Source organism: Streptomyces sp. NPDC046465 (assembly GCF_040646035.1).
In the GTDB taxonomy this organism is placed as follows: domain Bacteria; phylum Actinomycetota; class Actinomycetes; order Streptomycetales; family Streptomycetaceae; genus Streptomyces.
This window is the reverse complement of sequence record NZ_JBEYZK010000006.1, coordinates 95,495-121,145: the sequence shown is the minus strand read 5'-3', so window position 1 is coordinate 121,145 and position 25,651 is coordinate 95,495. Positions and strand designations below refer to the sequence as shown.

Annotated in this window: 22 protein-coding genes; 6 read left to right on the top strand and 16 right to left on the bottom strand. The window is 71.5% G+C overall.

The window, feature by feature from the left end:
- Positions 1-18 precede the first annotated feature (18 nt).
- The 4 genes from ABZ953_RS11460 to ABZ953_RS11445 all read right to left on the bottom strand — a co-directional run bounded on the left by ABZ953_RS11460 (position 19) and on the right by ABZ953_RS11445 (position 3,877).
- Entirely contained in the window at positions 19-849 is an 831-nt protein-coding gene (locus ABZ953_RS11460) for an ABC transporter permease (RefSeq protein WP_361720512.1), read from the bottom strand.
- The gene (locus ABZ953_RS11455) at positions 846-1,811 is read right to left on the bottom strand and encodes an ATP-binding cassette domain-containing protein (protein WP_361720509.1); all 966 of its coding nucleotides are present in this window, start codon (positions 1,809-1,811) and stop codon (positions 846-848) included. The genes ABZ953_RS11460 and ABZ953_RS11455 overlap by 4 nt, the downstream gene beginning before the upstream one ends.
- 542 nt (positions 1,812-2,353) lie before the next feature.
- Positions 2,354-3,202: a DUF4097 family beta strand repeat-containing protein gene (locus ABZ953_RS11450; RefSeq protein ID WP_361720506.1), complete on the bottom strand. Its 849-nt coding sequence runs from the start codon at positions 3,200-3,202 to the stop codon at positions 2,354-2,356.
- Between the two features lie 129 nt (positions 3,203-3,331).
- Positions 3,332-3,877, bottom strand: coding sequence for a hypothetical protein (locus tag ABZ953_RS11445; protein ID WP_361720503.1), 546 nt, complete (start codon positions 3,875-3,877; stop codon positions 3,332-3,334).
- Positions 3,878-4,339: 462 nt separating this feature from the next.
- On the opposite strand from ABZ953_RS11445, the gene ABZ953_RS11440 reads away from it, so the two are divergent.
- From ABZ953_RS11440 to ABZ953_RS11430, 3 genes are all read left to right on the top strand, one after another.
- Positions 4,340-6,955 carry a hypothetical protein gene (locus ABZ953_RS11440; protein ID WP_361720500.1) on the top strand — a complete coding sequence of 872 codons (2,616 nt, stop codon included), beginning with the start codon at positions 4,340-4,342 and terminating at the stop codon, positions 6,953-6,955.
- 114 nt (positions 6,956-7,069) lie between these two features.
- Positions 7,070-7,699: a YceI family protein gene (locus tag ABZ953_RS11435; RefSeq protein WP_361720497.1), complete on the top strand. Its 630-nt coding sequence runs from the start codon at positions 7,070-7,072 to the stop codon at positions 7,697-7,699.
- Positions 7,700-7,767: 68 nt separating this feature from the next.
- The gene (locus tag ABZ953_RS11430; RefSeq protein ID WP_361720494.1) at positions 7,768-8,316 is read left to right on the top strand and encodes a hypothetical protein; all 549 of its coding nucleotides are present in this window, start codon (positions 7,768-7,770) and stop codon (positions 8,314-8,316) included.
- A gap of 51 nt (positions 8,317-8,367) precedes the next feature.
- Here the strand turns inward: ABZ953_RS11430 and ABZ953_RS11425 are convergent, their stop codons facing one another.
- The 7 genes from ABZ953_RS11425 to ureA all read right to left on the bottom strand — a co-directional run bounded on the left by ABZ953_RS11425 (position 8,368) and on the right by ureA (position 16,871).
- Entirely contained in the window at positions 8,368-9,279 is a 912-nt protein-coding gene (locus ABZ953_RS11425; protein ID WP_361720491.1) for an alpha/beta hydrolase, read from the bottom strand.
- A gap of 71 nt (positions 9,280-9,350) precedes the next feature.
- Complete coding sequence (locus tag ABZ953_RS11420; RefSeq protein WP_361720488.1) at positions 9,351-10,721, bottom strand: hypothetical protein; 1,371 nt, start codon at positions 10,719-10,721, stop codon at positions 9,351-9,353.
- A gap of 63 nt (positions 10,722-10,784) precedes the next feature.
- The gene (cimA, locus tag ABZ953_RS11415; protein ID WP_361720485.1) at positions 10,785-12,389 is read right to left on the bottom strand and encodes a citramalate synthase; all 1,605 of its coding nucleotides are present in this window, start codon (positions 12,387-12,389) and stop codon (positions 10,785-10,787) included.
- 343 nt (positions 12,390-12,732) lie between these two features.
- Positions 12,733-13,341: a TetR/AcrR family transcriptional regulator gene (locus ABZ953_RS11410; RefSeq protein ID WP_361721007.1), complete on the bottom strand. Its 609-nt coding sequence runs from the start codon at positions 13,339-13,341 to the stop codon at positions 12,733-12,735.
- A gap of 28 nt (positions 13,342-13,369) precedes the next feature.
- Positions 13,370-14,407, bottom strand: coding sequence for an agmatine deiminase family protein (locus ABZ953_RS11405; RefSeq protein WP_361720482.1), 1,038 nt, complete (start codon positions 14,405-14,407; stop codon positions 13,370-13,372).
- Between the two features lie 11 nt (positions 14,408-14,418).
- Complete coding sequence (locus ABZ953_RS11400; protein ID WP_361720479.1) at positions 14,419-16,140, bottom strand: urease subunit alpha; 1,722 nt, start codon at positions 16,138-16,140, stop codon at positions 14,419-14,421.
- The gene (ureA, locus tag ABZ953_RS11395) at positions 16,137-16,871 is read right to left on the bottom strand and encodes an urease subunit gamma (protein ID WP_361720477.1); all 735 of its coding nucleotides are present in this window, start codon (positions 16,869-16,871) and stop codon (positions 16,137-16,139) included. Before ureA ends, ABZ953_RS11400 begins: the two co-directional genes overlap by 4 nt.
- A 189-nt stretch (positions 16,872-17,060) precedes the next feature.
- On the opposite strand from ureA, the gene ABZ953_RS11390 reads away from it, so the two are divergent.
- Entirely contained in the window at positions 17,061-18,494 is a 1,434-nt protein-coding gene (locus tag ABZ953_RS11390; RefSeq protein ID WP_361720474.1) for a cytosine permease, read from the top strand.
- A 102-nt stretch (positions 18,495-18,596) separates the two neighbouring features.
- On the opposite strand, the gene ABZ953_RS11385 is transcribed toward ABZ953_RS11390, so the two are convergent.
- Both ABZ953_RS11385 and ABZ953_RS11380 read right to left on the bottom strand, forming a co-directional pair.
- Positions 18,597-19,688, bottom strand: coding sequence for a branched-chain amino acid aminotransferase (locus tag ABZ953_RS11385; RefSeq protein WP_361720471.1), 1,092 nt, complete (start codon positions 19,686-19,688; stop codon positions 18,597-18,599).
- Between the two features lie 269 nt (positions 19,689-19,957).
- A complete protein-coding gene (locus ABZ953_RS11380; RefSeq protein WP_361720468.1) occupies positions 19,958-21,007 on the bottom strand; it encodes a 3-isopropylmalate dehydrogenase in 1,050 nt (349 codons plus the stop codon).
- Positions 21,008-21,136: 129 nt separating this feature from the next.
- Here ABZ953_RS11380 and ABZ953_RS11375 point away from each other — a divergent pair, with 129 nt between their 5' ends.
- Positions 21,137-22,699 (top strand): metallophosphoesterase family protein, encoded by a 1,563-nt coding sequence (locus ABZ953_RS11375; RefSeq protein WP_361720465.1) that lies wholly within the window; start codon positions 21,137-21,139, stop codon positions 22,697-22,699.
- 16 nt (positions 22,700-22,715) lie between these two features.
- Here the strand turns inward: ABZ953_RS11375 and ABZ953_RS11370 are convergent, their stop codons facing one another.
- Both ABZ953_RS11370 and ABZ953_RS11365 read right to left on the bottom strand, forming a co-directional pair.
- Positions 22,716-22,844: a hypothetical protein gene (locus tag ABZ953_RS11370; RefSeq protein WP_361181394.1), complete on the bottom strand. Its 129-nt coding sequence runs from the start codon at positions 22,842-22,844 to the stop codon at positions 22,716-22,718.
- A gap of 291 nt (positions 22,845-23,135) precedes the next feature.
- The gene (locus ABZ953_RS11365) at positions 23,136-23,669 is read right to left on the bottom strand and encodes a GNAT family N-acetyltransferase (protein WP_361720462.1); all 534 of its coding nucleotides are present in this window, start codon (positions 23,667-23,669) and stop codon (positions 23,136-23,138) included.
- A gap of 139 nt (positions 23,670-23,808) precedes the next feature.
- On the opposite strand from ABZ953_RS11365, the gene ABZ953_RS11360 reads away from it, so the two are divergent.
- Positions 23,809-24,516 (top strand): nitroreductase family protein, encoded by a 708-nt coding sequence (locus ABZ953_RS11360; RefSeq protein WP_361720459.1) that lies wholly within the window; start codon positions 23,809-23,811, stop codon positions 24,514-24,516.
- On the opposite strand, the gene ABZ953_RS11355 is transcribed toward ABZ953_RS11360, so the two are convergent.
- On the bottom strand, positions 24,495-25,619 hold the full coding sequence (locus ABZ953_RS11355; protein ID WP_361720456.1) for an alkene reductase: 1,125 nt from the start codon (positions 25,617-25,619) through the stop codon (positions 24,495-24,497). The two genes, ABZ953_RS11360 and ABZ953_RS11355, sit on opposite strands and share 22 nt — an antisense overlap.
- Positions 25,620-25,651: the final 32 nt, after the last annotated feature.

The following is a 25,651-nucleotide window of genomic DNA, read 5'->3' as shown; positions in this document are numbered from 1 at the left end:
CGCACGCCCGTTCCGCCCCTATCGCGTGGCCTCGCGCCTGAAGAGCGAGCGCGACCACAGGAAGCCGAGCAAGGTGATGGCGATGCCCCAGCCCACCGCCAGCGGACCGAACTTGCCGATCTCGCTGCCGAGCAGCAGCCCGCGCAGCGTCTCGATGAAGGCGGTGTACGGCTGCCACTCGGCGAAGTGCCGCAGCCAGTCCGGCATCGAGTCGGAGGGCACGAAAGCGCTGCTGAGGAAGGGCAGCAGGAAGGAGAACGGCAGCGCCACACTGCTGGCCGCCTCCGGGGCCCTGACCAGCTGGCCGAGCGCGACCGCGAGCCAGGTGAGGGCGGTGCACATGAGGGTGAGCAGCCCGGCCGCCGCGACCCATTCGAGGGGCCGCGCGCCGGACCGGAAACCCGCGAGGAAGGCGACCCCGATGACCAGGACGATGCTGAGCAGCGTCTGGACGACGGCGCCGACGGCGCGGCCCGTGAGAACCGAGGAACCGCTGATCGGCATCGTCCGGAAGCGGGCCACGATGCCCTCGGTCATGTCGACGCTGACACCGACCGTGGTGGGCAGGACGCCCGCACCGACGGCCATCAGCAGGATGCCCGGGACGAGGTACTGGAGGTAGTCGCCGGAGGATCCGCCGCCGACGCCGGCCGACATCGCGCCGCCGAACACGTAGTTGAAGAGCAGCAGCATGGCGATGGGCATGCTCACCAGGCTGATCGTCATCGCGGGATAGCGCCGCGCGTGCCGGAGGTTGCGGCGCACCATCGTCAGGGAGTTCCAGGCCGCGGAGGTGGGGGCGGGGTTGTAGGTGCGCGGGCCGGTCGGAGTGGTGGTGACGGTGCTCATCGGGTGGTCGCTCTCTCGTGGTCGGGGCGGCTGGTCACGGCGAAGAAGACGTCGTCCAGGTCGGGGGTCTCGATGCCGATCCCCTCGACCTCGATCCCGGCGGCGTCGGCCCGGTCGAGCACCGACCTGACGGACGGCAGGCTGCCGTCGCTGGGCACGTGGAGGGTCAGGGCGTCGTCGTCCCGCGTGCCGATTTCGAGCGTCCGCGCGGCCCGCTCCAGACCGCCGAGGTCGGCGAAGCGCAGCTGGACGTGGCCGCCGGGCACGAGGCGCTTGAGCTCGGCCGCGGTGCCCTGGGCGACCAGCTTGCCGCCGCTCAACACGGCGATGCGGTCGGCGAGCCGGTCGGCCTCGTCCAGGTACTGCGTGGTCAGGAAGATGGTGACGCCGTCGGCCACGAGCTCGCGCACGATCTCCCACATGCCGTGCCGACTGCGCGGATCAAGGCCGGTGGTCGGCTCGTCGAGGAAGATGATGCGTGGATTGCCGACCAAGGTCATCGCGATGTCGAGACGGCGCCGCATGCCTCCGGAGTACGTCGACGCGGGCCTTCCGGCCGCCTCCGCGAGGTCGAACCGCGCCATGAGTCCGGCGGCCACCTGCCGGGCCACGCGTCGGCCGAAGCCGTACAGATCGGCCATCAGGAGCAGGTTCTCCTCGCCGGTCAGGAGGTTGTCGACGGCGGAGAACTGGCCGGTGACACCGATCGCGGCACGCACCTTCTCGGGCTCGCGCCGCAGGTCGTGCCCCGCGATCCGAACGTCGCCCGCGTCGGCGGCGATGAGGGTCGACAGGATTTGCACGGCTGTCGTCTTGCCGGCGCCGTTGGGACCGAGCAGGGAGAAGATCGTCCCCTGCGGGATGTCCAGGTCGATACCGTCGAGGACGGTCTTGTCCCCGTACGACTTGCACAGGTTGGAGGCGGTGATCGCCGCTGGGCGGGTGGTGCGGGGGGTCGGCATGGCCGTTCCTTTGCTGATCGGGGTGGCCCGACACCGGCTTCTCGAACTGGAGTTCGACATGGAGTGGCGTCGGAGGCGGGGCTGGGCGGCTGTGGGGACCGCGCGCGGACCGCGCGGAAAGGGTGGCGCGGGGCGACTGCTCGGATAGTCGGCGCGGGCGCCGGGCTCGCGGAGCGACAGGGCAGCGGCTCAGGCGGGGACGCGGGCGGGGGCGGGGGCGGGGGGCAGCTACTGCTGGCGGGTGACGGTCATCGCCACCGGCAGGGTGCCGCCTCACCGGCGCAGCCGGACCCGGCACGGGCGTCAGGCGCGCACGGCGTACAGCGTGGCACGGGCCCCCGCGATAGCGCCGGGCGCGCGCGGCGCGGGCCGCGGACTCGCGGAGCGTCAGGCGCGACAAGACCCGCAAGGTCGCGTGGCATCAGATACAGCACAGGTACCCCGAGAGGAGCGTCAGGCGCGGCAAGACCCGCAGACGCGCCTCGCAGAGCGTCAGGCGCGGTGCGGGCGCCCCGAACGCGCGGGGCACGTCGAAGGGGGCGTCAGGCGCGGCGGATGACGATGTCGCCGATGCCCGAGCGGGCGCGCACCTTGAGCGTGTCGGTGGATTCGCCCGGCGCCTCAGGAGCGCTCGACTCCGCCAGCCCCTGGCTGACGGTGCCGGCTTGGGTCCGTACGTCGAGCCACGCGGCAGTCCCCTCGCGGATGCCGATCTCGATCCTGCCCGCCGCCGTCTCCAGGACGCTCGTACCGCGCACCAGTTGGCCGACGCGGATGGCGCCGTTGGCGGACTTGACGTCGAGGTCGGCAGCCGCGCGGCCCACAGTGACGGAGCCGTTGGACGCCTTCACCGTGATGTCGCCCTCGACATCGCCGAGGTCGACGGGACCATTGGAGTTCTTGACCACGACCGCGCCCCGGACCTCGCCGAGCCGGATGTCGCCGGAGCCGGTCCTGACCTCGGCCGTTCCGTTCGCGCGGCCCACGGAGATCTCGCCGTACCCGGTGGTCGCCCGGATCTCGCCGGCCTCCTCGATCTGCAGGTCGCCCGCCGAGGCCTTGAACTCGCCGTCGCCGAGCGCGCCTTCGACGGTGATGTGCCCCATGACGGCGGTGGCGCGCACCTCGGAGCCGGCCGGCAGCGCGATCCGCAGGTCGATCGACGCGCCCTTGCCGAAAAGGGACCGCTCCTTGGGCCCCTTGACCAGCAGCTTGCCGTTGGCGAACTCGACGCGGGTGCGCTCGGCCGCCTTGATGTCCGCCTCCTGGGTCGCACTGCTGGGAAGCACATCGACGACCGTGTCCGTACGATCCCCGGCCATGATCCGGAGGGCGCCCACGTCGAAGGTGACGGTGGCGGTGATGGGTTTCGGGCTGTCGAAAGAAGGCATGGCTGTCCCGTCCTTGGGGCTCGTCGAGCCCTGGGGGCTCGGTCGGTGCAGGGGTGGGGCGACTTCCGTACGGGTCAGTGGCAGGCGGCGGAAGGCAGCGGGCCGCCGAGAGGCGGAGCGCTGGGCGCGCTAACGCACCCACCCGGTGAACGTGCTGCCGGAGTTCCAGGCCTCGCGATGACCGGTCTTCCCGCCGGGCCGGGCGTCGGGCTGGTCCAGCGCACCGGAGACCGCGCGGACGAGCCAGGCGTTGACCGAGAGGCCGTCCCGGTTCGCGGCCTCCTCCACACGGGCCTTCACGTGGGCCGGGAGGCGGAGGTTGATCCGGGCGGTGCCGCCGTCGTCCGCGGCGTCGGGCGCGGCGGGCGGGGGCGGAGCCTGCGCCGCCATGAGGGCCGCGTACTCGGCGCGGGCGTCGAACACCTCGGCAGCGGGCGGCGGCGTCACCACGAACTCGGGGTCGACGCCACGCAGCCGCACGTCGACCGAGCCCGGCGCGAGATCGACCGTGATCTCGTCCGCCGCGGCGGAGAGCGCGTTGAGCAGGGTGAGACGGGCGGCCGACTCCAGCGGACGGGTGAGCCGCTCGGCCAGGGCGCGGGCCTCGTCCCCGCCCGCTTCGGCGGCCACCGCGAGCTCCTGCCGGAGCTGATCGACGTACTGCGTGAGGTTCATAGCGCCATCATGGCATCACTTTGGCACCATCACAAGGGTCAATGGCGCCATCGACAGTGTGAGTGACACCTGCAGGATGCATTCCCCCAGCTCAGGTGCCTCGACACGGCCACGCGCCCACAGCAGTGCCACCATGGCACCTCATAGCGCCATCCGACCCCGCGTGGTACAGCTACCGAATGGCCCAACCGGCTTACGTGCGCCACCCCCGAGGGCGACTATGGAGCTGACGACACACTGTCGGAAGGGTGGGCAGTCATGGGCTACTGCGCCAGCACGGACCAGTCGGCTCCGCCAGCCCCGGGGTCCGCCCCTCAGGCGTGAGGGCCTACGGTGGCCGGGCGGCGGGAGATCGACCGGGACATTTACCACGCATCCGTCGAGGCATGCCTGGACGAGCCCCGCGCGACCGCACAACTGGCGGCGCGACCTGAGGTAACCCGGCGTGACGTGTTGGACGCCATGGACGCGGAGGAAAACCTCTCCCGCGTGCTCGATGAGTGCCGGTTCAGCCATGCGGAGTACCAATGGGTCGCCGACCGGCTCGACGCGGCAGTCGCCCGGCTCATGGCTGCCTGCTCGGCGGCCCACTGGAACGCACGCACCGCATACCTCTACGGGGTCGCCGTCGTCACCTTGGCGACCTGGCTCGGCGGCGCCCCCTTCCTCGTCCTGGTCATGCTCCTCGTACTCACCATGACCGCGCTCCTCCTCGTACTTCTGACGCCCGACTCCAAGCGACAGCTGTGGCGTTGGGGCTCGGTCGTGCCGCTCGGCATCGCCTGGCTCACGTGGTGGGTCCGCATCTGGTTCGCGGCCCGCACCTGGAGCGCCCTCCTGCGGAAGTGGGGAACCGGCCCTCTGGTTCCTGCCGTGATCGACGGGCTGCTCGGCGAGGATCACGACAGTCTGCTGCTGCCCAGGAGCCACGAGGGGCTTCGCTCACCCCGGGGACCCGACTACTTCGTCGCCAACGAGGTCACGAAACAACTGCGGAGGAAGATCGGCCAGCTGGACGGCGGGACCCTCGCCGTGAGCGGGCCGAGGGGCACAGGGAAGACCACTCTCCTCGGACAGTGCGTGGACGCCGAGGACTTCACCGTCGTCGCGCACGCCCCCGCGACGTACGCGCCGCACGACTTCCTCACCTCGCTGTTCGTGCGGGTCTGCGAGGAGTACATCCAGCAGGAGGGCTACGAGGTACCCCAGTTCGCCCGGCTCCCCCACGCGCGCCGGGTGCTTCGCCGGGTGGCAGAGCCCTTGCGGCGCCTGTTCCGCTGGCTCACCTTCGCCCTGCCCGCCCTCACCCTCATCGCCACCGGGCTCTTCGCCACCGCCCGCTCCCTCCAGGCCGAGCACGGTCCTCGGGTGCGGCGGTTCGTCGCCGACGCGGCCGACGCCGCCGGGGCACACGCGCGGGACGTGTGGAACGGGCGGGCCGCGGGACTCGGGCTCGCCGTAGCCTGCGCGGGTGTCTACCTCTGGACACTGCGGCGTTCGACGACGGCCCGGCGAGTGGTGCGCAGAATCCAGCGCCTGCTGGTCGACGCTCTCACCTTCACCCTGCTGCTCGGCCCCTTCGTCTCGCTTCCCCTCGATCCGGGCATCCGGCACCAGTTCCGGGTTCTGGCTCGGGACGAGACGTGGGCGTGGGTCCTGATGCTGGCCCTCGCATGGTTCGCCCTGGGGACACTCCGGCACGAGAGGCCGTCGCTCATCCACCTGCGCATCGGCCGCTGGAACGTATCGAAGCAGCAGGTCGTGGGACCGCTCCTCACGCTGGTCCCGCTCGGCGGGCTCGTGCTGCTCGCCGCGCGCGACGCGTCCCGGCCGCTGCTGGCCGACTCCGAGAACCCGGCGCGGCTGTCCCTGTGGCTCCTGGGCGTCACACTGAACAACCTGCGCTCCCGCTCGTGGACGTGGCCGCTGATCCGGCCGGAGCCGAAGCTGGTCACGGAGTGCCGCAACCGTCTCTACCGGCTCCAGACCGTGCAGAGCTCCTCCGCCGCCGTGACCGCCGGAGGCGCCGGGCAGCTGCTGGCCCTCGGCGGCTCGCACACCACGTCCCTCGCCACACTCCCGCCGAACTACCCCGAGCTCGTCTCCGACTTCTGCGGCCTCCTCACCCGCGTCGCAGACGATCTGCACCGCCGCGGCCGGCGCGTCGTCGTCGCCATCGACGAGGTGGACCGGCTCGGCACGGACGCGCAGGCCCTCGGGTTCCTCCGGGAGATCAAGGCGATCCTCGGAGTGCCGCATGTGCACTACCTGATCTCCGTCGCCGAGGACGTCGGTGCCGCCTTCATCCGCAGAGGGCTCCCGCATCGAGACGCGACCGACAGTTCGCTCGACGACGTGATCCATGTGCAGCCGTGCGTGCTGGCGGAGTCGGCCGCCGTTCTGGAGCAGCGCGCCCCGGGCTTCCCTGCCCCGTACGTCCTGCTCGCGCACGCGCTGTCCGGCGGCATTCCCCGCGACCTCATCAGGTACGCGCGTCGATTCATGGAGATCCGTGAGGCGACGGGCCACATCGAACTGGTGGACATCTCACGGCTGATGGTCTTCGAGGAGCTCTCCGACACCCTTGCCGGATTCCGCACCCTCCTCGCCAAGCAGCAGTGGCTGCCCGGGAACAGCATGGTTCTCGGTTCGTTCCGCGAGCTCCAGGGGCAGCTGCGGACCAGCTGCCCCTGTCGCGAGCAAGAGCTGCTCCGCGCCCTCGACCACTTCGCGCGGCAGGCGCCGCCGGCGCACCAGGCGCATCCGGTGCCGAACGACGCCCGTCCGCTCATCGACGAGGCCACGGCCTGCGCGTACTTCTCTCTCACCCTCCTTCAGATCTTCGGGGTCGGCGGATACAACCGGCGCAGGACCGCCGCGGCACTGCGGGGGCCGGACGGCGACCCCGAACTGCTGGCTGAGGCACGACTGGAACTGGCCGTGTCGCCGTACAGCGCGCGGCCGCTCATCGACGGCATCCGGCTCGCCTGGGACCTGCCGTCCCCGCCCGCCCCGGTCGTGCCCACCCCGGCCGCTGGTGTGTGCAGCGGATGGGGCACCTCGGGTTGCGGTGCGTGACGGCATGAAAACCAAGAGCTATAGGTTGAAAGTTGTACCGACTCGCGCTACCGTCGATCTCGTTGAACATTCAACAGCAGCTCCCTTCGGAGCTCGTCCCCCAAGGAGCACGTCATGGGCATCTTCGGCCGCAAGAACGACACCGCCACCGTCACCGACACCACCGCCCCCACCACGGTCACCCCGGAGCTCGCCGCGCTGACCGGTGAGTACACGATCGACCCCTCGCACACGACGATCGGCTTCGTCGCCCGGCACGCCATGGTCACCAACGTCAAGGGCTCCTTCCTCGACTTCACGGGGTCGCTGCACCTGGACGGCACGGAGCCGTCCCGCTCGACGGCCACCATCGACGTCAGGATCGACAGCATCGACACGGGCAACGCCGACCGCGACGGACACCTGAAGAGCGCGGACTTCTTCAAGACCGACGAGTTCCCCGAGATGACCTTCCGGTCCACCAAGGCGGAGGCGCTCGGCGGCGACGACTACCGCGTCACCGGCGACCTGACGATCCTGGGCACCACGAAGCCGCTCTCCATCGACCTGGAGTTCAACGGCGCGGCCAAGGACCCGTTCGGCAACGAGCGCGTCGGCTTCGAGGGCAAGGCGGAGATCCTGCGCTCGGAGTGGGGCCTCACGTGGAACGCCGCGCTGGAGACCGGCGGCGTGCTCGTCTCCGACAAGATCAAGCTGAACTTCGACATCTCGGCGATCAAGGCTGGTTCGGGAACCGGTTCCTGAACCGCTTCCCGAACCGGTTCCCGAGCCGTCCCGCCCGGCCACGCGTCCCGCGCGCTACCGTTTCGCCCGTGCCCGAGTTCATACAGCAACTGCCCGCGCTCCTCGGCGTGATCATCGGTGCGCTCGGGTCCTACGTGGCCATCACGCGGGGCGACCGCATCCGGTTCCGGCGGGAGCAGGCCGCCCGCTGGGAGGAACGGCGGCTCGCCGTCTACACCGAGTACGCCCGGGTCCTGAAGCAGACCGTCACCCTCACCTACCGGGTCGCCGCCCACCTCGGCAACGACCCGCACCCGCACCCCCTGTCGCCCGAAGAGGCCGTGCCCCACTTCGCCCAGGCCGCCGATGCGCGGGACCCCGCCGGGGAGTCGCTGCTGCTGCTCGGCGCGGCCGAGGTCGTCGACGAGGCGCGGGCGTGGGTGCTCCTGGTGATCCGGATGGAGCGGTTCCTGCGGGCGGACACGCACGACCCCGAGGCGTGGGCCGCGCTCCTCGAACGGCAGCGGGCCGCACGCCAGGCCTACTACGCGGCGGTGCGGCGGGACTTGGCGCTGCCGCCGGGGCATCCGGGGCAGTGGTCGGTGGCGATCCCCCCGGCCGACCCGCAGGCGCATTGAGTCATTTCCGCGCTAAGCCTCTTCGCCCACCCGAGTCCTTTCCGCACTGAGTCACTCTCCGTCGAGCACATGGCCGAGCGTGTGGTCCAGGATCGCCTTCTCCAAGGGCCCGTGCACCGTCGGCGGCAGCGCGTGCCCCATGCCCGGGATCTCCACCAGGCGCGCCCCGCCGACGACCTGGGCGAGGTGCTGCGGATGCGGGGGCGGAAAGACGGGCTCGGCTGTCGCGGAGACGACGAGCACGGGGACCCGGTTCGCGGCCAGCTCCGCCGTGCGGAGCATGCCGGAACTGTCGGCACGGGCGTGGGCGGACGACTCCGCGTAGCTGCCCGCGTGTTCGATGACGCGCCGCTCCAGTTCCCTGAAGTACGCGGCGTCGAAAGGAAGTCGGCCCCCGCTCAGGAGCCGCCAGTGCTCCACCCGCCGGTCCAGCTCCGCCGCCAGGCCGTGGTCCTCGACGGGGCGCGCCCACATCTCCAGGATCTCGGGCGCGATGCCGGGCAGCTCCGCCACGGGGACGCTCTCGCCGTCCGGCCGTACGTACGGCGTCTCGCTCAGCGCGCAGGTTCCCAGCAGGGTCGCGCTCAGCACCCGCTCGGGACGGTCGGTGAGCACCAGCTGGGCCAGCATGCCGCCCAGCGAGAGCCCGACGATGTGGGCCCGCTCGATGCCGAGGCCGTCCAGGACCGCGACCGCGTCCCGCGCCAAGTCCGTTACGGGATAAGGGGTTTCGTCGAAGGGGCGGCTTGAGCGGCCCGTGTCGCGGTGGTCGTAGCGGATGACGTGGTGATGCTCGGCGAGCGCGTCGACCAGCGGCTCGGGCCAGCCGAGCGCCGAGGCCTGGGCCCCCATGACGAGCAGCAGCGCGGGGGCGTCGGGGTCTCCGCGACGCTCGGTCCACAGCCGGACCCCCGGCGCGACGTCGACGTACTGCTCCTGGACCTGCCGCATGGTCTGGCGCATGGCTGTCTCCCCGCACTCGGAACAACAAGACGAACCGTATCGTCTCGAATTACCGCAGTGCGGTCAAGCCCTCAGAACCCGCCGCCACCCCCGAAGTCCCCGCCCCCTCCGAAATCGCCTCCCCCACCGAAGTCGCCTCCGCCGCCGAAGTCTCCGGGGTCGAAGTCCGCGCCCGAGAAGTCGCCGCCCTCGTGACCGCCGCCGAAGTCGCCGTACCCCGAGCCGTAGTCCGCCGCGTAGGCGGGCGCCGACATCATGCCGCCGAGCATCGTGCCGACCAGGAGGCCCGGCAGCAGGCCGCCGCCGAAGTAGCCGCCCGCCCAGGGCCCGTAGGCCGGGCCCGCCTCCCAGTAGGGGCGGCGCTCGCCGGACTCCGTGGCCACCGTGCGGGCCATCGGGTCCTGGCCGTCCGCCAGGCGTGCCGCGTCCGCCGCGCACACCGGGACCGAGCGCTCCGGCGCGCCCGGGGGCGCCCACGTCACGTCCTCGGTCGAGGGTCCGTGCCGCGGATCGAAGAAGCAGGGGGCCCGCCGCTCCGGCAGCTCGCGCCCCTCGCGCCGCGCGGCGAGCAGGGCCAGGGAGAAGCGGCCGTCCTCCAGGGACTGGGTGACGGCCCGTACGTCCTCGGGGCGGGTCGCGGCGGCCATGTACGACTTCGCCTTCTCGTACGCGTCGAGGGCGCGCTCGTAGTCCGCGCGCATCGCGTCGTCCGCGCCCGCCTCCGCGGGGTGGAAGTCGAGCCGGTCCAGCTCCTCGCCGAACGCGGTGATGTCCTCGTCCACGACGACGGACAGCTTGCGCAGCGAATCCTGCTGCGCCTCCTCGTGGCGCCGCTTCTTGCGCCGGACGATCGCGTACGCGCCCCCGGCGCCCGCCACGACGACCACGCCGACCCCGATGAGCGCGCCCGCCGAGACTCCGTCGCCCGTACCGCCGCCCCAGGACTCCGGGGCCTTGCCGCGCGCCTGCACGAGTGCCTGGCCGACGAAGCGGTCGAGCTGGACGGGGGTGTCCTCGCCCTGGACCAGGGAGACGAGGTTGTTGACGGCGTTGGGCGTCAGCACCGACCGGTCGGCCATCGCGTCGAATCCGCCGCCGAGCCGCACGGCGTACGCGCCGGTCACGCCGGTCTCGGTGCGCAGCTGCCGGAAGAGGTTCTGCTGCGGGAAGTCGTCCGGCAGTACGGCCACGAACACCGGCTTGTCGGCCTTCTTGATCTTCTCGGCGAGGGCGTCCGCCTGCGCCTCGGACAGCTGGTCGGACGCCGCCGGATCGACGTACACCGGACTCTTCTCCCAGGCATCGGCGACCACCGACGCACTGGAGGCGTCCGGTGCCGCGGGCGCCGCGAGTGCCCCGGGCGCGGCAGTGAAGGACACGGCACCCAGGGCGAGCAGCAGCCCCGAAAGTCCGACGGTGATCCGCTTCGTCCGATTCCTCATACTTCGAACGTAACCCAGCGGGGTCCCCGGCGGGGATTCGGGTGGGGGCTACGACACAGGCTCTTATTCGACCGGCTCGACCCCGGCCCGCAGCAGACCGTAGGTGTACGCGTCCTCCAGGGCGTCCCACGACGCGGCGATGACGTTCTCCGCGACGCCGACGGTCGACCACTCGCCGACGCCGTCGGAGGTGGAGATCAGGACGCGCGTGGTGGAGGACGTGCCGTGCTTGCCCTCCAGGATGCGGACCTTGTAGTCGACGAGCTCCAACTTGGCGAGCTGCGGGTAGATCCGCTCGAGGCCGACCCGCAGCGCCCGGTCGAGGGCGTTGACCGGGCCGTTGCCCTCGGCCGTGGCGACGATGCGCTCGCCCTTGGCCCACAGCTTCACGGTGGCCTCGTTGGCGTGCGTGCCGTCGGGGCGGTCCTCGACGATGGCCCGCCAGGACTCGACGCGGAAGTAGCGCCGCGCCCTCCCCTCGGCCTCCTCGCGGAGCAGCAGTTCGAAGGAGGCGTCGGCGGCCTCGTACGTGTAGCCCTGGAGCTCGCGCTCCTTGACCCGCTCCACGACGCGGCCGATGAGCGCGCGGTCGCCGCCGAGGTCGACGCCGAGCTCCTTGCCCTTGAGCTCGATGGAGGCGCGGCCCGCCATGTCGGAGACGAGCATGCGGATGCGGTTGCCGACGAGGTCCGGGTCGATGTGCTGGTACAGGTCCGGGTCGACCTTGATCGCGGAGGCGTGCAGGCCCGCCTTGTGCGCGAAGGCGGAGACGCCGACGTAGGGCTGGTGGGTCGACGGGGTCAGGTTCACGACCTCGGCGATGGCGTGCGAGACGCGGGTCATCTCGCGCAGCGAGCCCTCGGGCAGGACCTGCTTGCCGTACTTGAGCTCCAGGGCGGCGACGACGGGGAAGAGGTTGGCGTTGCCGACGCGCTCGCCGTAGCCGTTGGCGGTGCACTGCACGTGGGTCGCGCCCGCGTCCACCGCCGCGAGGGTGTTGGCGACGGCGCAGCCGGTGTCGTCCTGGGCGTGGATGCCGAGCCGTGCGCCGGTGTCGGCGGCGACGGTGCCCACGACGGCCTGGACCTGGGCGGGCAGCATGCCGCCGTTGGTGTCGCACAGGACGACGACGTCGGCACCGGCCTCGGACGCGGCCCGTACGACGGCCTTCGCGTACTCCGGGTTGGCGCGGTAGCCGTCGAAGAAGTGCTCGCAGTCGACGAAGACGCGGCGGCCCTCGGCGACCAGGTAGGAGACGGTGTCGCGGACCATCTCCAGGTTCTCTTCGAGGGTGGTGCGCAGGGCCAGCTCGACGTGCCGGTCGTGGGCCTTGGCGACGAGGGTGATGACGGGGGCGCCCGCCGCCAGGAGGGCGTTGACCTGCGGGTCGTCGGCGGCCTTGGCGCCTGCGCGGCGGGTGGCGCCGAAGGCGACGAGCTGGGCGTGCCGGAAGGTGATCTCCTGCTGGGCCCGCGCGAAGAACTCGGTGTCGCGCGGGTTGGCGCCGGGCCAGCCGCCTTCGATGAAGCCCACGCCGAAGTCGTCCAGGTGCCGGGCGATGGTCAGCTTGTCCGCGACGGTGAGGTTGATGCCTTCGCGCTGCGCGCCGTCGCGCAGCGTCGTGTCGAAGACGTGGAACGAGTCGTCGGGTGTGCTGGTTTCCGTCATGCTGATCTGGCTCCTGTGTCGGATCTCGGTCTACCGGAATGACCGGCTCCACCACCCCCAATGATCCCTCGCGCTCCGTGTCCGGCTGCAGTTGGGCCGGGAAACGAAAAAACCCCTCGCGGGTGCGAGAGGTCTGCGCGCGGGTCGAGGCGACGGTGTCCGCCCGTACGTGATGGATACGAGGCGGTCACTGCGGACCGGCGCGCCTGCTGCCAATAATCATGGCGAACGAGAGCACGGGGGCAGCTTGCCACGCTTCGGGGCCGAGCGGGACGCCCGTCTCACGATGCGGGCGGCGCGCCCGTCAGCGGCGCGGTTGCACGAGGGCGCCCGTCGGGCGTCTTCAGGGAGCCGGGGTGAGCGCTCCGTCCAGGAACTCCCGTACGTGGGCGAGGACCTGATCCCGGCCCGTCCCCCGCAGTCCGATCGCCACGTGGATGGCGAACCCGTCGAGCAGCGCCCGCAGCCGGGTCGCGGAGCGGTCGGGGTCGACCGCTCCGAACTCACCGCGCGAGACGCCCTCGGCGAGCAGCGCGACCAGGTCCCGGTGCCAGGCGCCCTCGATCGCGGCCTGCCGGTCGCGGCCGTCCTCGTCGGCGCCCAGGGAGCGGTTCCAGACCTCCAGCCAGAGCGTCCAGTGGGGGTCGCCGGGGCCGTCGGGCACGTACAGGTCGACGTAGGCGTCCAGGCGGGCGCGGGCCGTGCCGGGGCGGGCGAGGAGGCGGCCGCGCTCGGCGCCGAGGCGGCCCTCGCTCCACTCCAGGGTGCGCAGGAGCAGCTCGTCCTTGGTGCGGAAGTAGTAGAGGAGGTGGCCGGAGCTCATGCCGACCTCGCGGCCGAGCGCGGCCATGGTCAGCTTCTCCAGGCCACGCTCGGCGATCATCTCCATGGCGGCCGCCAGCACGTCCTCGCGCGGTGGGGCGTTCTTCCGCGCGCGGGCCTGACCGCCCATTCCGTTCTCCTTGATCACATCTCCTTGATCACACCTTCGGCTGCTGCTGGGTGATGCAGTGGATGCCACCGCCCCCGGCAAAGATCGTACGGGCGTCGACGAGCGTCACCGTACGGTCGGGGAAGAGGCCGCGGAAGATGCCTGCCGCGATCTCGTCGTGGGGGTCGCCGAAGGCGCACAGGACGACGCCGCCGTTGCAGAGGTAGTGGTTGATGTACGAGTAGTCGACCCAGCCTTCGGCGTCCTTCAGGACGGCCGGGGCGGGCACCTCGACGATCCGCAGGGTGCGGCCGCGCGCGTCCCTCTGGCCGGTGAGGGCGGCGATGACCTCCTTGCTGACCTCGTGGTCGGGGTGGTCGGGGTTGCGCTGGGAGTGCACGAGGACCACGCCGGGGGCGGCGAAGGCGGCGACGATGTCGACGTGGCCGAGGGTGCCGAAGCCGTGGCCGGGGTAGTCGGCGGTGAGGCCGCGGGGCAGCCAGATCGCCTTGGTGGTGCCGAGGTGGGCGTGGACCTCCGCCTCGACCTGCTCCCTGGTCCACCCGGGGTTGCGCTCGGGGCCGAGCTGCACGGTCTCGGTGAGCAGGACCGTGCCCTCGCCGTCGACGTGGATGCCGCCGCCCTCGTTCACCAGGCGTGAGGCGTACGTCCGGGCTCCGGCGACGTCGGCGACGTACGCGCCGATCTTCGCGTCGTGGTCCCAGCGGGCCCACTCCTGGGCGCCCCAGCCGTTGAACGTCCAGTCGACGGCGGCCAGGCGGCCCTTGCCGTCGGTGAGGAAGGTCGGCCCGATGTCGCGCATCCAGGCGTCGTCGAGCTCCCGCTCCACCACGTCGACGTCCGGGCCGAGGAGCTCGGACGCGTACGCGGCCTGTGCTGGTCCGCAGACCACGGTGACCGGCTCGAAGCGGCGTACGGCGCGAGCGACGTTCGCCCAGGCGAGGCGTGACTCGTCCAGGCCCGAGGGGTCGTCGAAGGTGGGGTTGGGGCACGGCCACGCCATCCAGGTGCGCTCGTGCGGGGCCCACTCGGCGGGCATGCGGAAGCCGTCGGCGGCAGCAGTCATGACGTACACCTTTAAAGGAAGTAGAGGCGGTTGAGGGAGACGGAGTCGGCGGGCTCGGAGCGGACCGGGTCGCCGTCGAGGGTGACGAGGCCGGTGCGCTGGTTCACGTCGACGGCGCCGATGCGGGAGTTCAGCCGCAGGTCGGCGGGGCCGATGCCGCGCGTGCCCCGGACGGCGACGCGGCGCCTGCGGGTGGGCATCCTGTCGTTGCCCTGGTCGACGGCGGCCTGGGCGACGAAGGCGACGGAGATGTCGGCGGGCGTCGCCCCGTACGAGCCGAACTGCGGTCCGAGTACGAGGGGTTCGCAGGTGTCGGTCGCGGCGTTCGGGTCGCCCACGACGCCGTAGGCGGGGAAGCCGGACTTCAGGACCAGCTGCGGCTTGGCGCCGAAGTACTCGGGGCGCCACAGCACGATGTCGGCGAGCTTGCCGACCTCGATGGAGCCGACCTCGTGGGCGAGGCCGTGCGCGAGGGCGGGGTTGATGGTCAGCTTGGCCATGTAGCGCAGGACGCGCGCGTTGTCGTCGCGCTCGCCGTCGCCCTCCATGGGGCCGAGCTCGGCCTTCATCTTCCCGGCCATCGCGAAGGTGCGGCGGACGGTCTCGCCCGCGCGGCCCATGCCCTGCGCGTCGGACGAGGTGATGCCGATGGCGCCGAGGTCGTGCAGCACGTCCTCCGCGCCCATCGTCCCGGCGCGGATGCGGTCGCGCGCCATCGCCGCGTCACCCGGCAGATCGGTCTTCAGGTCGTGGACCGAGACGATCATGCCGTAGTGCTCGGCGACGGCGTCCCGCCCGAAGGGCAGTGTCGGATTGGTGGAGGAGCCGATGACGTTCGGCACGCCCGCCATCTTCAGGACGTTCGGCACGTGGCCGCCGCCGCAGCCCTCGATGTGGAAGGCGTGGATGGTGCGCCCGTCGAGGACCTTCAAGGTGTCCTCGACCGAGAGGCACTCGTTCAACCCGTCGCTGTGCAGCGCGACTTGGACGTCGTGCTCCTCGGCGACGCGCAGCGCGGTGTCGAGTGCGCGGGTGTGCGCGCCCATGTCCTCGTGCACCTTGAAGCCGGACGCGCCGCCCTCGGCGAGCGCCTCGATCAGCGGGGCGTCGTGGGAGGACGAGCCACGGCCGAGGAAGCCGATGTTGACCGGCCAGGCGTCGAAGGCGCTGAAGGCGTGCCGCAGCGCCCAGGGCGAGTTGACGCCGACGCCCCAGACGGGCCCGAACTCCTGGCCGATGACCGTGGTCACGCCGGAGGCGAGGGAGGCCTCCATGATGCGCGGGGAGAGCAGGTGGACGTGGGTGTCCACGGATCCGGCGGTGGCGATGAGGCCCTCCCCCGACACGATGGACGTGCCGGTGCCGACCACGACGTCGACGCCGTCGAGCGTGTCGGGATTGCCCGCACGCCCGATGGCGTGAATGCGCCCCTCCCTGATCCCGATGGAGACCTTCCTGATCCCCTGCGCCGCGTCGATGACGACGACGTTGCTGATGACGACGTCGCAGGTCTCGCGGACCGCGGCGGCCTTCAGATGCAGTCCGTCGCGGGCCGTCTTGCCGAATCCGGCGAGAAATTCGTCGCCGTGCCGCTGGGAGTCGGACTCGACGCGGATCGTCAGGCCGGAGTCGCCGAGCCGTACGTGGTCGCCGGCGCGGGGGCCATGCGTGGAGGCGTACTCGTACGGGGTGAGGCGGCGTGGTGCGGCGGGGTGTCCTCCGGGGCGGCTCATCGCCCGACCTCCTGCTCTGTGGTGTCCTGCTCCGCGCCTTCGGGCTCTGTGGTTTCCGGGGCGCCGAGGTAGCCGCAGGCCGCGGCCCGGCGCAGCGCCTCTTCGCGGGCGCCCGGCGCGTCCAGCGGGCCGTCGACCAGGCCCGCGAAGCCGATGGCGATCCGCTCGCCGCCGATGGGCAGCAGCCCGACGTCGGCGCTCTCACCGGGCCCGAAGCGGACCGAGGAGCCCGCGGGGACGGCGAGGCGCAGGCCGTACGCGGCCGCGCGGTCGAAGTCGAGCCGGGGGTTGGCCTCGAAGAAGTGGAAGTGGGAGGTGACCGAGACCGGCACCGTGGCGGTGTTGCGCACGGTCAGCGTCACGGTCGGGGCGGGGTCCTCGTGCGGGGGGCCGGGCAGGAGCGCGCCGGGCGCCTCGTCGCCGAGCCCCGGACCGATCGGCTCCGAGACCACTGCGAGCCGGGACCCGTCGTCGAAGACGGCCTCCACGTGCACCTCGGTCACCACGTCCGCGACGCCTGGCAGCACGTCGTCCGGGCCGAGGACCGAGCGGGCGCGCTCGATGGCCTCGGCGAGCCGGGCGCCGTCGCGGGCGGCCTCGCAGACCGTGTCGGCGATCAGCGCGGTCGCCTCGGGGACGTTGAGTCTGAGGCCGCGCGCCTTGCGGGACCTGGCGAGCTCGGCGGCCCCGAAGAGCAGCAGCCGGTCGCGTTCGGTGGGCGTGAGTCGCACGCGCGGTATCTCCCTGTTCCACGTCGACAGCAACACTCTTTGCGAGCGTTTAGAGCAACACTCTAACTACGAAATCCGCATGCGGGAAGCATTGACGCGACAGGGGTTTACGCGCCACATTGAGCGCTGCTCAAATGTTGGGGCAACCATCGCAACCATCGGGACCAAGCGAGTGTCAGGGGCACCCTCATGCCGATAGAACAGCGCGGAGTCGACACCATCCCGGACGGGGAACGCACCAGCGGCCCCCGCGATCTCGTGTCGATCCTCATCGGCTCCAACCTCTGCCTGGGGGTGATCGTCTTCGGCTGGCTGCCGGTGTCGTTCGGCCTCGGCTGGTGGCAGTCGGTCGGCGCGGTGGTGGCGGGCACGGTGATCGGCACGGCGCTGACCGCGCCGCTCGCCCTGGTCTCGCTGCGCACCGGCACGAACCTCTCGACCTCCTCCGGCGCCCAGTTCGGGGTGCGCGGCCGCCTGGTCGGCTCGATCGTCGGCCTGCTGCTCTCCCTCGGCTACACCGCGCTGACCATCTGGATCGGCGGCGATGTCATGGTCGGCACCCTGCACCGCCTGCTCGGCCTGCCGGCCGGCGGACTCTCGTACGCCCTGGTCTACGCGCTGCTCGCCGCCGCCACCGTCACGGGCGCGGTCTACGGCTACCGCGTGCTGCTCCGTCTCTCGCGCATCCTCGCGGTCGGCATGACGGCCCTCCTTGTCCTCGGCGTCGTCGCCTACGCCCCCGACTTCACGACCGCGGCACTGCCCGGGGCGGGCGGCTACGCGCTCGGCTCGTTCTGGCCCACGTGGCTGCTCGCGCTGGTCGCCGCGGGCCTCTCGGGACCGATCGCGTTCATCACCCTGCTCGGCGACTACACCCGATACGTCTCCCCGGCCCGGCACAGCTCCCGCGCGGTCCTCGGGGCGGCCTGGCTGGGTCTGCTCGCGGGGCTCCTGATCCCCCAGCTCTTCGGCACGTTCACGGCGTACGCGGCGCGCGCGGCCCTCGAGTACGCGGGCGGGCTCGTCGGCGCGTCACCCGGCTGGTACCTGGTCCCGCTGCTGCTCGCCGCCTCCGCAGGTTCGGTCGGCAACGCGGGCCTGATGCTCTACTCCATGGGCCTCGACCTCGACGCGATCCTGCCCCGCGCCTCCCGTGCCCGCGCCACGTACACGGTCGCCGCCGTCGCCACGGGCTGCGTCTTCGTCGGCCACTACGCGTGGGAGGCGCAGGACGCGATGACGTCTTTCGTCCTTCTCCTCACCGCCATCGGCACGCCGTGGGCGGTGATCACCCTGATCGGCTTCGTGCGGTGCCGCGGGGAGTACGACGCGGAGGCCCTGCAGGTCTTCAACCGCCGCTCCAGGGGCGGGGTCTACTGGTACCGCGCGGGCTGGAACGTCCGGGCCACGGGGGCGTGGGCGGCGGGCGCGGCGGTGGGGCTGCTCGCGGTCTCGCTCCCCTCGTACGAGGGGCCGCTGCTGGCTCTGACGGGCGGGGTCGACTGCAGTTTCCTCCTGTCCGGAGCGGTGGGCGGGCTGACCTACACCGGCCTGACCCACCGCGCCCCCGCATACGGCTTGCGCCCCGGTGGGGGCTGGTCGCGCAGTTCCCCGCGCCCCTGACCGGACCTCCGCACCCCGCCCCGCAAGGCCAAGCCCCACCAGGGGGCCCGCGGACGAACACCCCAGGGGCGCGGGGAACTGCGCGAGGACCGCTCAGCCCGCTCAGCCCAGGTCGTGCATCCAGCCGTGCTGGTCCTTCGCCGTGCCCCGCTGCACATCGAGCAACGCGTCCCGCAGCTTCATCGTGACCTCACCCGGCTCGCCACCGCTCTGCAGCCACTCGCCGCCCGCGGACTTGACCGTCCCGACGGGCGTGATGACCGCGGCGGTGCCGCAGGCGAAGACCTCGGTGAGCGTGCCGTTCTCGGCGTCGGTCCTCCACTGGTCGATGGAGACGCGGGCCTCCTCCGACTCGTAGCCCAGGTCACGGGCGACGGAGAGGAGCGAGTCGCGGGTGACACCGGCGAGCAGCGAGCCCGTCAGGGTGGGGGTGACGATCTTGTCTCCGTACACGAAGTACAGGTTCATGCCGCCGAGCTCCTCGACCCACTTGTGCTCGACCGCGTCGAGGTAGGCCACCTGGTCGCAGCCCTTCGCCGCGGCCTCGGCCTGCGCGAGCAGCGACGCGGCGTAGTTGCCGCCGGTCTTGGCGTCGCCCATGCCGCCGGGCACGGCGCGCACGCGGTCCTCGGAGAGCCAGATGGAGACGGGCTTGACGCCACCGGGGAAGTACGCGCCCGCGGGCGAGGCGATGACGACGAAGAGGTACTCGTTGGCGGGCTTCACGCCCAGGCCGACCTCCGTGGCGATCATGAAGGGGCGCAGGTAGAGGGACTCCTCGCCGCCGTGCGCCGGAACCCATTCCTTGTCCTGCCCGACCAGCACGTCGCACGCCTCGATGAACGTCTCGACGGGCAGCTCCGGCATGGCGAGGCGGCGCGCGGAGGCCTGGAAGCGGCGGGCGTTGGCGTCGGGGCGGAAGGTGGCCACCGTGCCGTCGGGCTGCCGGTAGGCCTTGAGGCCCTCGAAGATCTCCTGCGCGTAGTGCAGGACGTTCGTCGCCGGGTCGAGGGCCAGCGGACCGTACGGCACGAGCTGGCCGTCGTGCCAGCCGCGGCCCTCCGTCCACTTGATCGTCACCATGTGATCGGTGAAGTGGCGGCCGAACCCCGGGTTGGTCAGGATCGCCTCTCGGTCGGCAGTGGCCAGCGGCGTCGAGGAGGGCTTGAGCTCGATGGTCGGCGTCGTCGTCATGAGTGCTTCGTCCTTCACGTGTGATGGTGACGGACCGCGCTCACATCCGTACGCCCAGTACTAGGACGTCCGAGTTTCCCTGCTGCTGTCACGGCCCCACGTTCGATTATCGCTCGTGAGGGTCCCGAGGGAGAAACGGCATGATTGCGGCCCGGGGGTCGATGGTGACACCCGGGGGCCGAATACGAGAAGCCGCCGGGTGTCGTACGGGACCCGGCGGCTTCTGTCGATCTTCGCGCTGACCTTCGCGCTGACCTTGCGCTGCCGGGTCAGCCCGCTACTCGTACGGCGAGCGCGTCACCGATCTGCTCGGTGGTGCGCACGGTGTCACCGCGCTCCGCGAGGTCGGTGGAGACGGCGTCCTCGATGCGGGCGGCCTCCGCCTCGTACCCGAGGTGGCGCAGCAGGAGGGCGACGGAGAGGACCGTGGCCGAGGGGTCGGCCTTGCCCTGGCCCGCGATGTCCGGGGCCGAGCCGTGCACGGGCTCGAACATGGACGGGAACTCGCGGCTCGGGTTGATGTTGCCGGAGGCCGCGACGCCGATGCCGCCGGAGACGGCCGCGGCGAGGTCGGTGATGATGTCGCCGAAGAGGTTGTCGGTGACGATCACGTCGAAGCGGCCGGGGTCGGTGACGAGGTAGATCGTCGCGGCGTCGACGTGGATGTAGTCGGTGGTGACCTCGGGGAACTCCGCGGCCACCCGGTTGAAGACGTTCGTCCAGAGGTGGCCGGCGTAGGTGAGGACGTTGTTCTTGTGGACCAGCGTCAGCTTCTTGCGGGGGCGGGCCTGGGCGCGCGCGAAGGCGTCGCGGACCACGCGCTCCACACCGAAGGCGGTGTTGACGGAGACCTCGGTGGCGACCTCGTGCGGGGTGTCCTTGCGGATGGTGCCGCCGTTGCCCGTGTAGGGGCCCTCGGTGCCTTCGCGCACCACGACGAAGTCGATCTCGGGCTGGCCCGCGAGCGGGGTCGCGACGCCCGGCAGCAGCTTCGAGGGCCGCAGGTTGACGTGGTGGTCGAAGAGGAAGCGGAGCTTCAGCAGGAAGCCGCGCTCCAGGACGCCGGACGGGACCGAGGGGTCGCCGATCGCGCCGAGGAGGATCGCGTCGTGCTGCTTGAGGGCGGCCGCGTCGGCGTCGGTGAGGGTCTCACCGGTGGCGTGGTACCGCTTGGCGCCGAAGTCGAATTCCTTCGTCTCCAGCTTCACGTCCTGCGGAAGCACGGCATTGAGGACCTTGAGCCCCTGGGCCACGACCTCTTGGCCGATGCCGTCTCCGGGGATGACTGCGAGATTGATGCTGCGAGAACTGGCCGACATGCCAGCACCGTACTCTTCGTCCCACGGGATGACACCGGATGTCCGGCATGCGGACAGTCGATTCGTCGACGGCCGCTGTTCACCCGGGTGTCCCGCCGCGGTTGGCACGCGCTGGGTACTTCTCTCCGTATGGACACCCCGAACGTCGGCATTCCGGCGCCGCTCGCGGCGGAGCTGAGCATGCCGGAACAACACGCCTACCTGCGCGCGAAGTTCTCCCGCCGCACGGTGCTCGCCGGTTCGTTCGCGGCCGCCGCGGCGGCGGGGGCGGCGGGCTGCGAGGGCCCGTCGGCGGCGCGCCCTCGGAGCGCGCCGACCACGCCGGTGCGCGTCCACGGTCGGATGGTGGCCCCCTTCGGGCGGCATCTCGCCTTCGGCGCCGACCCGAGGACGCAGATGCGGATCTCCTGGCAGGTGCCGTTCGCGGTCAAGTCCCCTTACGTACGCGTCGGTTCGAAGCCGTGGGACCTGAGCCAGAAGATCGAGGCGGAAGTGCGCGACCTGCACACCCCCGCGCTCTCGAAGAAGCTGCCCGCGGTGGAGCAGTACTACGTGCACGCCGCGCTCGACGGCCTCGCCCCCGGCACGACGTACTACTACGGCGTCGGTCACGACGGCTTCGACCCCGCGTCGCCCGAGCGGATGAGGACGGTCTGCTCGTTCAGGACCGCGCCCGCGACGGCGGAGACGTTCGTCTTCACGGCCTTCGGCGACCAGGGCGTCAGTCATCACGCACTCTCCACCGACCAGGTGATCCGGGGCCAGAACCCCGCGTTCCATCTGCACGCGGGCGACATCTGTTACGCGGACACCACCGGGCACGGCGAGGAGTCGGACACCTACGACGCACGCGTGTGGGACACCTTCCTCGCGCAGACCGAGTCCGTCGCGAAGTCGGTGCCGTGGATGGTGACCACCGGCAACCACGACATGGAGGCGTGGTACTCGCCGAACGGCTACGGCGGCCAGTACGCGCGCTGGTCGCTCCCCGACAACGGCTTCGACCCGGCGAGCGCGCCGGGCGTCTACTCGTTCCGGTACGGGAACGTCGGGGTCGTCGCACTCGACGCCAACGACGTCTCGTACGAGATCACCGCCAACAGGGGCTGCACGGACGGCCGCCAGACCGCGTGGCTCGACCGGCGCCTGCGCGCGCTGCGCGCGGACGACGCCGTTGACTTCGTGGTGGTCTTCTTCCACCACTGCGCGTACTCGACGTCGACGCACGCCTCCGACGGCGGGGTGCGCGACGCGTGGCTGGAACTGTTCACCCGGCACCAGGTGGATCTGGTCGTCAACGGCCACAACCACGTCTACGAACGCACGGACGCGATCAAGGACGGCAAGGTCGGCAAGCCCGTGCCGGTCGGCGCGTCGACCGATCCGACGCGCGACGGCATCGTGTATGTCACCGCGGGCGGCGCGGGCAAGGACCTGTACGGCTTCGGCCCCGGGGTGAAGGACAGCCACGAGGGCAACGTCCACGATCACGAGAGCATCGCGACCTTCCGCTGGACGAGGTCACGTGACCACGCCCCGGAGACCGTGGAGTGGTCACGGGTGCGCTACACCGGCTTCTCGTTCCTCGCGGTGGAGGCGACGGCCGGGGCGCACCCGAGGCTCTCGGTCTCCGCGCTCGCCGGGAGCGGCGAGCGCATCGACCACTTCGAGGTGGTGCGCGGGTCGAGGTGACCGGCGCACACCGGGCTCAGTGGCCCGTCTCGCCGCCGTTGTCCCTGCGGTCGAGGGCCCGCTGGAGGGCCGCGGCGGCGTTCTTGCGCTCGGAATCGCTGGTACGGGAGGTGTGACGGACTCGGCGGGCGGTCGTCTCGGCCATGGGAGATCCACTCCTTGAGGGAAGGGTGTATTCGAGAACTCCCCCACTGCGTGACGCGTGGGGGGACCCCCAACGGGGCGGGGAGCGGTGGAGCGGCAGGGTTCGCCTGCGTGGGGCTCCGGCTCACAACCGCCAGTCGCTTGATCAAGCGAGACGTTCGGCTTCTACAAAGCTAAGGGAGGACGGAGCGTCTGTCTCCACAATTACTCGGACTTCCTACTATCTGAGACGGCGGTCATGCACACGCCACTCTGAGCCGTCTCACTCTGAGCCGTCTCACTCTGAGTCCTCTTAGTAGACATCCCCGTCACGCCAGTCGATGAAAATCTCGTGCGCCGGGTCGAGGTCCGCGCCACGGAGCAGCGGAGGCTCCTCCTCCGGCATATGGACCACGCCCTCGGGGCCGAGCGCGCCGACCGCGCCCTTCCACTCCTGCCAGCCGCGCCCGAGGTAGAGCCGCGCCCCCTCGTCGGACGCCGAGAGCGCCCCCAGCTCGTACGCCCCGTCGATGACCCGCTCCAGGGCGCCCATCACCTGCCCGCCGAGACCCTGCCGCTGCCGGTCTGGGCGGACGGCGACCGCTTCGACGTATCCGACGCGCAGGGAACGGCCGTTGTGCAGGATGCGCCGCTGCACCACGGAGCCGTGCGCGAGCAGCCGGCCGTCCGCGTCGTGGACGAGGGCGTGGACACCGCCGAGCCCGTGCTCCCAGTCCTGGTCGCTGAAGTCTCCGTCGAAGGCCTCGTCAAGGAGGGCGCGCGCGGCCCGCAGTCCGGCCGCCGTCAGGTCGCTGGTGTGGGCGGTACGCACGGTGTTCACGGTCACGCACCCACGGTACTCAGGCCGCACTTGGGTACGCACCCCGATTTGTCCGCGCGCGAACGGCGGCAGAGTCGGTCCCATGAGGGGCCGGAATTGGTCTGCACCATGGCGTCGGGTCCGCCTCACACCGCAGAATCTGACCATGTCTGAGACCGAGCAGCAGCGAGAATGGACCCCCGTCCACGGCGAGCCCTACCGCTCCGTTCCCTACCACCCCGCCCGCATGCCCGAGGCCGAATCCCTCACGCAGGCAGCCGAGTTGAGGGACCGGATGCGGGAGCGGCGGACCGTGCGCCAGTTCGCGCCCGACCCCGTGCCCACGCAGGTCGTGCGCGACGCCATCGCCTGCGCGGCGACGGCACCGTCCGGCGCGCACCAGCAGCCGTGGACGTTCGTCCTCGTCCAGGACCCGGAGATACGACGCCGCATCCGCGAGGCCGCCGAGCACGAGGAGCAGATCTCCTACGACGGCCGGCTCGGCGAGGAGTGGCTCGCGGCGCTGCGCCCGCTCGGCACGGACGAGGTGAAGCCGCACCTGACGGACGCGCCCGCGCTGATCGTCGTCTTCCAGCAGCGGTACTGGCTGGGCGAGGACGGCGCCAAGCACAAGCACTACTACGTCGACGAGTCGGTCGGCATCGCGGTGGGGATGCTGCTCTCCGCGCTGCACCTGTCCGGCCTCGCCGCCCTGATCCACACGCCGAGCCCTATGCGCTTCCTACAGCAGGTGCTTGGCCGTCCGGAGAACGAGAAGGCGTTCGCGGTGATCCCGGTGGGCTATCCCGCGTCGGACTGCCGGGTCCCCGATCTCGTACGGAAATCCCTTGATCAGGTGCTCGTGGAGGTCTGAGCGGAGGCGGAGACCAGGAGCTCCCGCAGGGCGGGGTAGTCGGTGTAGCCCTCCGGCCCGTGGGTGTAGAGGTGGGCCTCGTCGATGTCCTGGAGGGGCGCTCCCGCGGCGAACCGCTCCGGCAGGTCGGGGTTGGAGATGAACCCGCGCCCGTACGACACGAGGTCGGCGAGGCCGGACGCCAGGACGGCCTCGCCCGCTTCCCGGGTCGTCGGGTCGCCGTTCTCTCCGACGTTGCCGATGAGGACGCCGTGCCAGCGGGGCCGCAGGTCGGCGAGGGCCGGGTAGCGGTCGTTGTCGGTGAGGTGGAGGTAGGCGAGGCCGAGTCCGTCGATCTCGTCGAGCAGCGCGCGGTAGACGGGGCCGGGGTCGGCCTCCGCCATGCCGAACTGCGGGTTGCCCGGGGAGAGCCGGAGGCCGAGCCGTCCGGCGCCGATGGCGTCGGCGACGGCGCGGACGACCTCGACGGCGAAACGGATGCGGTCGGCGATCGAGCCGCGTCCGTACGCGTCGTCGCGGAGGTTGGTGTTGTCCGCGAGGAACTGGTGGATCAAGTAGCTGTTGGCCCCGTGCAGTTCGACGCCGTCGAACCCGGCCGCTACGGCGTTGCGGGCGGCGGCCACGAAGTCCTGGACCGCCGTGCGGATGTCGTCCCGCGTCATCTCGCGCGGAGCGACGTAGTCGGGCTTGCTGCCGTCCGGGCCGTGCGCGTGACCGGGCGGCGTGACGGCCGAGGGCGCGGACGGCAGGTCTCCGTCGACGCGGGCGAGCGGGTGGCCGTTGCGTCCGCCGTGCATCAGCTGCGCGTAGATGCGGCCGCCCGCGGCGTGCACGGCGTCGGTGACCCGCCGCCACCCCTCTCTATGGGCGGCTGTCTGCAGCCCGGGATAGCGCCAGCCGCTCTGGCCCCTGCTGCTGGGCCAGATGCCCTCGGTGACGATGAGCCCCGCGCCCGCACGCTGGGCGTAGTGGTCGGCAACGACCGGCAGCGGGGTGCCGTCCTCCGCGGCGCGGGCGCGGGTCATGGGGGCCATCACCATGCGGTTGGGGAGGAGGCCGAGGGGGCCCGCGGAATAGGGGGCGAGAAGCGCGGTGTTCGTCATGCCGGAACGGTAGAAGCTGACATCGGTGTGAG

Excerpts from the sequence above, each read along its gene's own strand:
- ABZ953_RS11435 (WP_361720497.1), top strand. The coding sequence starts at position 7,070 with ATGGGCATCTTCGGCCGCAAGAACGACACCGCCACCGTCACCGACACC.
- ABZ953_RS11390 (WP_361720474.1), top strand. The coding sequence starts at position 17,061 with ATGCCGATAGAACAGCGCGGAGTCGACACCATCCCGGACGGGGAACGC.
- ABZ953_RS11420 (WP_361720488.1), bottom strand. The coding sequence starts at position 10,721 with ATGAGGAATCGGACGAAGCGGATCACCGTCGGACTTTCGGGGCTGCTG.
- ABZ953_RS11360 (WP_361720459.1), top strand. The coding sequence starts at position 23,809 with ATGTCTGAGACCGAGCAGCAGCGAGAATGGACCCCCGTCCACGGCGAG.
- ABZ953_RS11375 (WP_361720465.1), top strand. The coding sequence starts at position 21,137 with ATGGACACCCCGAACGTCGGCATTCCGGCGCCGCTCGCGGCGGAGCTG.
- ABZ953_RS11400 (WP_361720479.1), bottom strand. The coding sequence starts at position 16,140 with ATGAGCCGCCCCGGAGGACACCCCGCCGCACCACGCCGCCTCACCCCG.
- ABZ953_RS11355 (WP_361720456.1), bottom strand. The coding sequence starts at position 25,619 with ATGACGAACACCGCGCTTCTCGCCCCCTATTCCGCGGGCCCCCTCGGC.
- ABZ953_RS11385 (WP_361720471.1), bottom strand. The coding sequence starts at position 19,688 with ATGACGACGACGCCGACCATCGAGCTCAAGCCCTCCTCGACGCCGCTG.
- ABZ953_RS11410 (WP_361721007.1), bottom strand. The coding sequence starts at position 13,341 with ATGGGCGGTCAGGCCCGCGCGCGGAAGAACGCCCCACCGCGCGAGGAC.
- ABZ953_RS11445 (WP_361720503.1), bottom strand. The coding sequence starts at position 3,877 with ATGAACCTCACGCAGTACGTCGATCAGCTCCGGCAGGAGCTCGCGGTG.
- ABZ953_RS11450 (WP_361720506.1), bottom strand. The coding sequence starts at position 3,202 with ATGCCTTCTTTCGACAGCCCGAAACCCATCACCGCCACCGTCACCTTC.
- cimA (WP_361720485.1), bottom strand. The coding sequence starts at position 12,389 with ATGACGGAAACCAGCACACCCGACGACTCGTTCCACGTCTTCGACACG.
- ABZ953_RS11425 (WP_361720491.1), bottom strand. The coding sequence starts at position 9,279 with ATGCGCCAGACCATGCGGCAGGTCCAGGAGCAGTACGTCGACGTCGCG.
- ABZ953_RS11405 (WP_361720482.1), bottom strand. The coding sequence starts at position 14,407 with ATGACTGCTGCCGCCGACGGCTTCCGCATGCCCGCCGAGTGGGCCCCG.
- ABZ953_RS11460 (WP_361720512.1), bottom strand. The coding sequence starts at position 849 with ATGAGCACCGTCACCACCACTCCGACCGGCCCGCGCACCTACAACCCC.
- ABZ953_RS11455 (WP_361720509.1), bottom strand. The coding sequence starts at position 1,811 with ATGCCGACCCCCCGCACCACCCGCCCAGCGGCGATCACCGCCTCCAAC.
- ABZ953_RS11370 (WP_361181394.1), bottom strand. The coding sequence starts at position 22,844 with ATGGCCGAGACGACCGCCCGCCGAGTCCGTCACACCTCCCGTACCAGC.
- ABZ953_RS11380 (WP_361720468.1), bottom strand. The coding sequence starts at position 21,007 with ATGTCGGCCAGTTCTCGCAGCATCAATCTCGCAGTCATCCCCGGAGAC.
- ABZ953_RS11440 (WP_361720500.1), top strand. The coding sequence starts at position 4,340 with ATGGACGCGGAGGAAAACCTCTCCCGCGTGCTCGATGAGTGCCGGTTC.